The organism is Bradyrhizobium sp. LeoA1Lang (genome assembly GCF_055413685.1).
This window is the reverse complement of the sequence record NZ_JBVAPG010000289.1, coordinates 1-5429: the sequence shown is the minus strand read 5'-3', so window position 1 is coordinate 5429 and position 5429 is coordinate 1. Positions and strand designations below refer to the sequence as shown.

Genomic DNA, 5429 nt, shown 5'->3' with positions numbered 1-5429 from the left:
CGCCCGGGGCCGGGTCGTCGCGCTGCGATCCCCTGGGACCCGCGCGCCCCCCTCCCCCCCAAAAACCCCACCCAACCCGGGTTCGCTGACACCATTTCCAACCAACCCCCCATCGGCGGGGGCGCACCCCGCCGGGTCCCCCCCACCCACGTTCGGTGCAAGGAATGGTGGGCACGGTGCGATTGCCCCACCCTACGGGATCTAAGCGGCTGCCGCGGCCGCTTTCAGCGCCGGCCGCTTGATCGCCAGCGCGATCGACGCTGCAACGAGGCAGAGTGCTCCGGCAATGAAGAAGGCGGGCAGGTAGCTTTCGTACACCGTCCGTGACAGGCCGGCGCCAAAGGCGGCGGCACCGGCGCCGAGTTGATGTCCGGCAAAGATCCAGCCGAATACGAGATTGGCGCGCTCGGCACCAAAACTCTGCGCGGTCAGGCGCACGGTTGGCGGCACGGTGGCGATCCAGTCGAGCCCGTAGAACATCGCAAACAGCGACAGACCGTAGAACGAGAAGTCCGTGAACGGCAGGAAGATGAGCGACAGCCCGCGCAAGCCGTAATACCAGAACAACAGCCAGCGGTTGTCGTAGCGGTCCGACAGCCAGCCCGAGATGATGGTGCCGAAGAAATCGAAAATGCCCATCGCGGCAAGCAGGCTCGCCGCCTGCACCTGGGGAATGCCGAAATCGAGGCACATCGGGATCCGGTGCACCTGGACCAGGCCATTGGTGGAGGCGCCGCAAATGAAGAAGGTCGCGAACAGGATCCAGAATACCGGGGACTTCGAGGCGTCGCGCAGCGTGCCAAGCGCCGCCGCCATGATCGGTGCATTGCTTGGCGGCGGCGCGGGGAGCGGCTCCTTGCCGGTGTCGCCGAACGGGCGGAGGCCGACGTCGCTCGGGCGGTCGCGCATGACGAGCAGCACCAGGAAGGCGGACAGGCCGAGCACGACGCACACCAGCGACAGCGCAATCCGCCAGCCGAAGCGCTCAGTGAGGCTCGCGAGCAGGGGCAGAAAGACGAGTTGGCCGGTCGCGACGCTCGCAGTCATGATGCCGATGACGAGGCCGCGCTGCGCGACGAACCAGCGCGCAGCGATCGTCGCGCCCAATACGAGCGCCGTCATGCCGGTGCCGATCCCGATCACGACACCCCACAGCAGCACCAACTGCCAGACCTGTGTCATCGCGAGCGAGGCAAGCAGGCCAGAGACCACGATGAGCTGGGCCGCCAAGGTCACATTGCGCAATCCGTAACGATTCATCAGCGCAGCCGCGAATGGCGCCATCAATCCGAACAGGATGAAACGGATCGAGAGCGCGGAGGAGATCTCCGCCGTGCTCCATCCGAACTCCTTCTGCAGCGGCACGATGAACACCCCGGGCGCACCGACCGTGCCGGCAGCGATTAGCGCGGTGAGGAAGGTGACGCCCACCATCACCCAGCCGTAATGGATATTGCGGCGGGTGAGGGTGGCCGCCAGCCAGTTCGAGATCATCGGGCCTCAGAAAATTCTACGGGAAGGTTAGTCTGTCAGGCAAATACTGCCCCCGAGGGATGTATGACGTAAATGCCATACTTCCCTCATTTCAGGACATCCGGCCAGATTCTTGTTTTGACGCGTTTCTTCACGCGAACCGGTATCCACTTCGCTCGAAAACGCTCTGTCTAGTGCGAGACGCGCTCGACCGCGATCGCGGTGGCTTCGCCGCCGCCGATGCAGAGCGCGGCGACGCCGCGCTTCAGGTTCTGCGCTTCGAGTGCATGCAGCAGCGTCACGATCAGCCGCGCGCCGGTGGCGCCGATCGGATGACCGAGCGCGCAGGCGCCGCCATTGATGTTGAGTTTTTCGCGGGGAATTCCGAGGTCGCGCTGCGCCGCCATCGCCACCACTGCGAAGGCCTCATTGATCTCGAACAGATCGACGTCGCCGGCGCTCCAGCCGACCTTGTCGAGCAGCTTGCGGATCGCCGGGATCGGCGCCGTGGTGAACCATTGCGGCTCCTGGCTGTGGGTGGCGTGGCCCTTGATCTCGGCCAGCACCGGCAGGCCGTCGCGATCGGCCAGCGAACGCTTGGCGAGGATCAGCGCCGCGGCGCCGTCGGCATTGGCGGAGGAGGCGGCCGGCGTGATGGTGCCGTTGGGGCGGAATGCCGGCTTTAATCCGGGAATTTTGGCGGGATCCACTTTAAGCGGATGCTCGTCATTGGCGATCACGCGCGGGCCCGCTTTCTCCGTGATCGTGATCGGGACGATCTCGGCCTTGAAGGCGCCGCTCTCGACCGCGTTACGCGCCCGCGTCAGCGTCTCTATCGCGTAAGTGTCCTGGTCCTTGCGCGTGAACTGATAGGCCTCCGCGGTCGCCTCGCCGAAATCGCCCATCGAGCGCCCGGTCTCGTAGGCGTCCTCAAGTCCGTCCATCATCATGTGGTCGATGATGCGGTCATGGCCGGCGCGATAGCCGCCTCGCGCCTTGGCAAGCAGATAGGGCGCGTTGCTCATGCTCTCCATGCCGCCGGACACCACGATCTCGGCCGAACCGGCCTTGATGATGTCATGGCCGAGCATGGTCGCCTTCATGCCGGAGCCGCAGACCTTGTTGACGGTGGTGGCGCCGGTCGCATCGGGCAGTTTGGCGCCGCGCGCGGCCTGGCGGGCCGGCGCCTGGCCCTGGCCAGCCGGCAACACATTGCCCATGAACACTTCATCGACGCGTTCAGGTGCGAGCTTTGCCCGCTCCAGCGCCGCACCGATCACATGGGAACCGAGCTTGTGCGCGCTGAACGGCGACAATTCGCCCATGAAACGGCCAAGCGGCGTGCGGGCGGCGGAAAGGATGACGACGGGATCGAAGGCATTGGCCATGGCGGGCTCCCTGGAGGATTCTTGGTCACATGATGATGATCATATGATGCGCCGCAAAAATTGCAACGCCCGCCCGCATGAGAAATTGTCGTGCTTCATCCGGACCGCCGTCATCATCCGCGAAGGCGGATGATCCAGTAACCACAAAACGACGTTCGGTGGTTACTGGATGCCCCGCCTTCGCGGGGCCTGACAACTAGCGCTTCCGCCCCAGGAACCCCTGCATCAGCCGCTGCGGTTCGCCGGTCAAGAAGGATTTCCCGAACACGCCCACGCTCAAATTGACCGACTCCGTCAGCGGCAGTTCTTCCCATTGCCGCAGCAAGTCCTTCTGGATGCGCAGCGCCTCGGGGCCGCATTCGAGCAGCGCCGCCACGGTGTGTTCGACCTCGGCGTCAAGCTCGCCTTGTTTCGCGACCTTGTCGACGAGGCCCCAGGCGAGCGCAGTCGGTGCGTCGATGTTCTCAGCGGTCATCACCAGCCAGCGCGCGCGGCTCCAGCCGATCAGCCTCGGCAACAGCGCCGCATGGATCACCGAGGGGATGCCGACGCGCACCTCGGGCATGCCGAACTTCGCGTCATGCGCTGCGATCCGGAAATCGCAGGCCGCGGCCACTTCCAGCCCGCCGCCGAGACACCAGCCCGGCATTCGCGCGATCACCGGTGCCGGAAACCGGCGCACGGCCTCGCAGAGGTCGCGCAACCGCGTGATGAAGATTTCCGCCGACTTCTGCTCAAGCTTGGCCATCTCCTTGATATCGGCGCCGCCGATCATGCTCTTCTCGCTCTGGCCGGCCAGGATTACCGCGCGGATGTCGCGGTCATCGGCAAGCTTTTCGAACCCTTCGCGGACGCCATCGGTGACGGCCGAGCTCAGGATGTTCAGAGAGCCGGCGTTGCGGACGGTGAGGCGGACCACGCCGCGGGAATCGCGGTCGACGCCGCAATGGGGATTGAGCATTTCCATGGGATCATCTCGGGGCAGGGGACATCCAGCCACTTCCCGGACAATGGCGGCGCTTGTCAAGCCGCCGCGCAACCCCTGTTGCGATGCAGCGGTGCGTACAATAGAATGATGAATATCATTTAATCTCACCTAAAAGGAGTTTGCCATGGCCTTCGCCGATACTGCCGATCTGCTCTCGCCAGCGTCCCGCCGCGAGCGAGTGGTGAATTGGCAGGCGCCTGGACCGACCGCGAAGGTCGCTGCCGCGATGTCGGGCATGGAAGCGATGTGCGGGATTCGCGACGGTGTCCTGCCGCCGCCGCCGTTCGCCAAGCTGATCGGTTTCCGGATGGCGGTCGTCGAGCCCAGCCGGATCGTGATGGAACTTGATCCCGAGGAGAGCCTCGAGAACACGATCGGTCTCCTGCACGGCGCGACCGCCGCGGCGTTGCTCGATACGGCCATGGGTTGCGCGATCTCGACCATGCTCCCCGCCGGCCAGACCTCTGTTACGCTCGACCTGAAGCTCACATATCTGCGACCGCTCTCGGTGCGTTCAGGCACGATCCGCGCCGAGGGCAAGGTCATCAAGCTCGGCCGCCAAAACAGCTACACCGAAGGTTTCGTCCGCGACGGCGCCGGCAATCTTGCAGTGCACTCTACCGCGACCTTCGCCATGATTGGTGGCGCGAATTTGAAATAGCTACAGCTTTCTTTACGTCTTGATGCTATTATATGACCGGAAACATCCAATGAGACCCCCATGCGTTATTCGAAAGAACACAAGGCGGAGACCCACGAGCGGATCGTGAAGCAGGCCTCGGTCAGACTGCGCGAACGCGGCGCCCACGGCATCGGCGTCGCCGACCTGATGAAGGAGGTCGGACTGACCCATGGCGGCTTTTACGCCCATTTCGATTCCCGCGAGGCGCTGGTGATCGAGGCGTTCGGCTACGCCATGGATCGCGCCAACGAGCGCTGGCGCAAGATCGTTGAGGAGATGCCGCCGGAGAAGCGGCTCGCAACCATCGTCGATTCCTATCTGACCACGACGCACCGCGACGATCCCGGCCGCGGCTGCGCGGTTCCTTCGCTCGGCGCCGAGATCGCCCGCGAAAGCCCGAAGACCCGCAAGGCGTTCGCCGCCAAGCTGGAGCGGATGATCGATATGATGGCCGACCAGATTCTGGACGTGCCGCCGAAGGCCGCACGCAAGCAGGCGATGGCAGCGCTCGCGACCATGATGGGAACCGTCGTGATGTCCCGCATCGCCGGCAATAGCGAGTTGTCCGACGAGATCCTCACCGCCGGCCGCGAAGCCGTATTGCCTCGTGCTGCCGCGAAGCCCGCGGTGAAGAAGCCGCGCGCCAAGGCGCACTGAGGCAAGTCAGGCTAGTAATTGTTTACGTCGTCCCGGGCTTGACCCGGGACCCATAACCACGAATGTCAGTTGTTTCTGGTGCTGAGGCCACAAGCGTCTCGCACAACAACGCGATCCTGTGGTTGATGGGGTGGACGGCCCCCTACGGCATCAGTTGTGCCAGAATGAGGTTGTCGAAATCTCAAACGAGGGAGCCGTCCGTGACGCAGATTATCCGCATTGGAATGGATACGTCGAAGCA

General features: G+C 64.3%; 6 protein-coding genes. 2 read left to right on the top strand and 4 right to left on the bottom strand.

The window, feature by feature from the left end; translation table 11 throughout:
* Nucleotides 1-201 precede the first annotated feature (201 nt).
* The 4 genes from ACZYOF_RS41835 to ACZYOF_RS41820 all read right to left on the bottom strand — a co-directional run bounded on the left by ACZYOF_RS41835 (nt 202) and on the right by ACZYOF_RS41820 (nt 3828).
* On the bottom strand, nt 202-1494 hold the full coding sequence (locus tag ACZYOF_RS41835) for an MFS transporter (protein WP_463719404.1): 1293 nt from the start codon (nt 1492-1494) through the stop codon (nt 202-204).
* A gap of 170 nt (nt 1495-1664) precedes the next feature.
* Nucleotides 1665-2861 (bottom strand): acetyl-CoA C-acyltransferase, encoded by a 1197-nt coding sequence (locus tag ACZYOF_RS41830; protein ID WP_463719403.1) that lies wholly within the window; start codon nt 2859-2861, stop codon nt 1665-1667.
* A 25-nt stretch (nt 2862-2886) separates the two neighbouring features.
* Nucleotides 2887-3057 (bottom strand): hypothetical protein, encoded by a 171-nt coding sequence (locus tag ACZYOF_RS41825; protein ID WP_463719402.1) that lies wholly within the window; start codon nt 3055-3057, stop codon nt 2887-2889.
* A complete protein-coding gene (locus ACZYOF_RS41820) occupies nt 3058-3828 on the bottom strand; it encodes an enoyl-CoA hydratase (RefSeq protein ID WP_463719401.1) in 771 nt (256 codons plus the stop codon).
* A gap of 145 nt (nt 3829-3973) precedes the next feature.
* Between ACZYOF_RS41820 and ACZYOF_RS41815 the strand changes: the two genes are divergently transcribed.
* Together ACZYOF_RS41815 and ACZYOF_RS41810 are read left to right on the top strand one after the other, a co-directional pair.
* Nucleotides 3974-4510: a PaaI family thioesterase gene (locus tag ACZYOF_RS41815; protein WP_282531834.1), complete on the top strand. Its 537-nt coding sequence runs from the start codon at nt 3974-3976 to the stop codon at nt 4508-4510.
* Between the two features lie 60 nt (nt 4511-4570).
* Nucleotides 4571-5188 carry a TetR/AcrR family transcriptional regulator gene (locus ACZYOF_RS41810; RefSeq protein ID WP_463719400.1) on the top strand — a complete coding sequence of 206 codons (618 nt, stop codon included), beginning with the start codon at nt 4571-4573 and terminating at the stop codon, nt 5186-5188.
* Nucleotides 5189-5429: the final 241 nt, after the last annotated feature.

What these genes read in the sequence shown, in the direction of transcription:
- ACZYOF_RS41830 (WP_463719403.1), bottom strand. Translation starts at nt 2,861, where the DNA reads ATGGCCAATGCCTTCGATCCCGTCGTCATCCTTTCCGCCGCCCGCACG.
- ACZYOF_RS41815 (WP_282531834.1), top strand. Translation starts at nt 3,974, where the DNA reads ATGGCCTTCGCCGATACTGCCGATCTGCTCTCGCCAGCGTCCCGCCGC.
- ACZYOF_RS41835 (WP_463719404.1), bottom strand. Translation starts at nt 1,494, where the DNA reads ATGATCTCGAACTGGCTGGCGGCCACCCTCACCCGCCGCAATATCCAT.
- ACZYOF_RS41820 (WP_463719401.1), bottom strand. Translation starts at nt 3,828, where the DNA reads ATGGAAATGCTCAATCCCCATTGCGGCGTCGACCGCGATTCCCGCGGC.
- ACZYOF_RS41810 (WP_463719400.1), top strand. Translation starts at nt 4,571, where the DNA reads ATGCGTTATTCGAAAGAACACAAGGCGGAGACCCACGAGCGGATCGTG.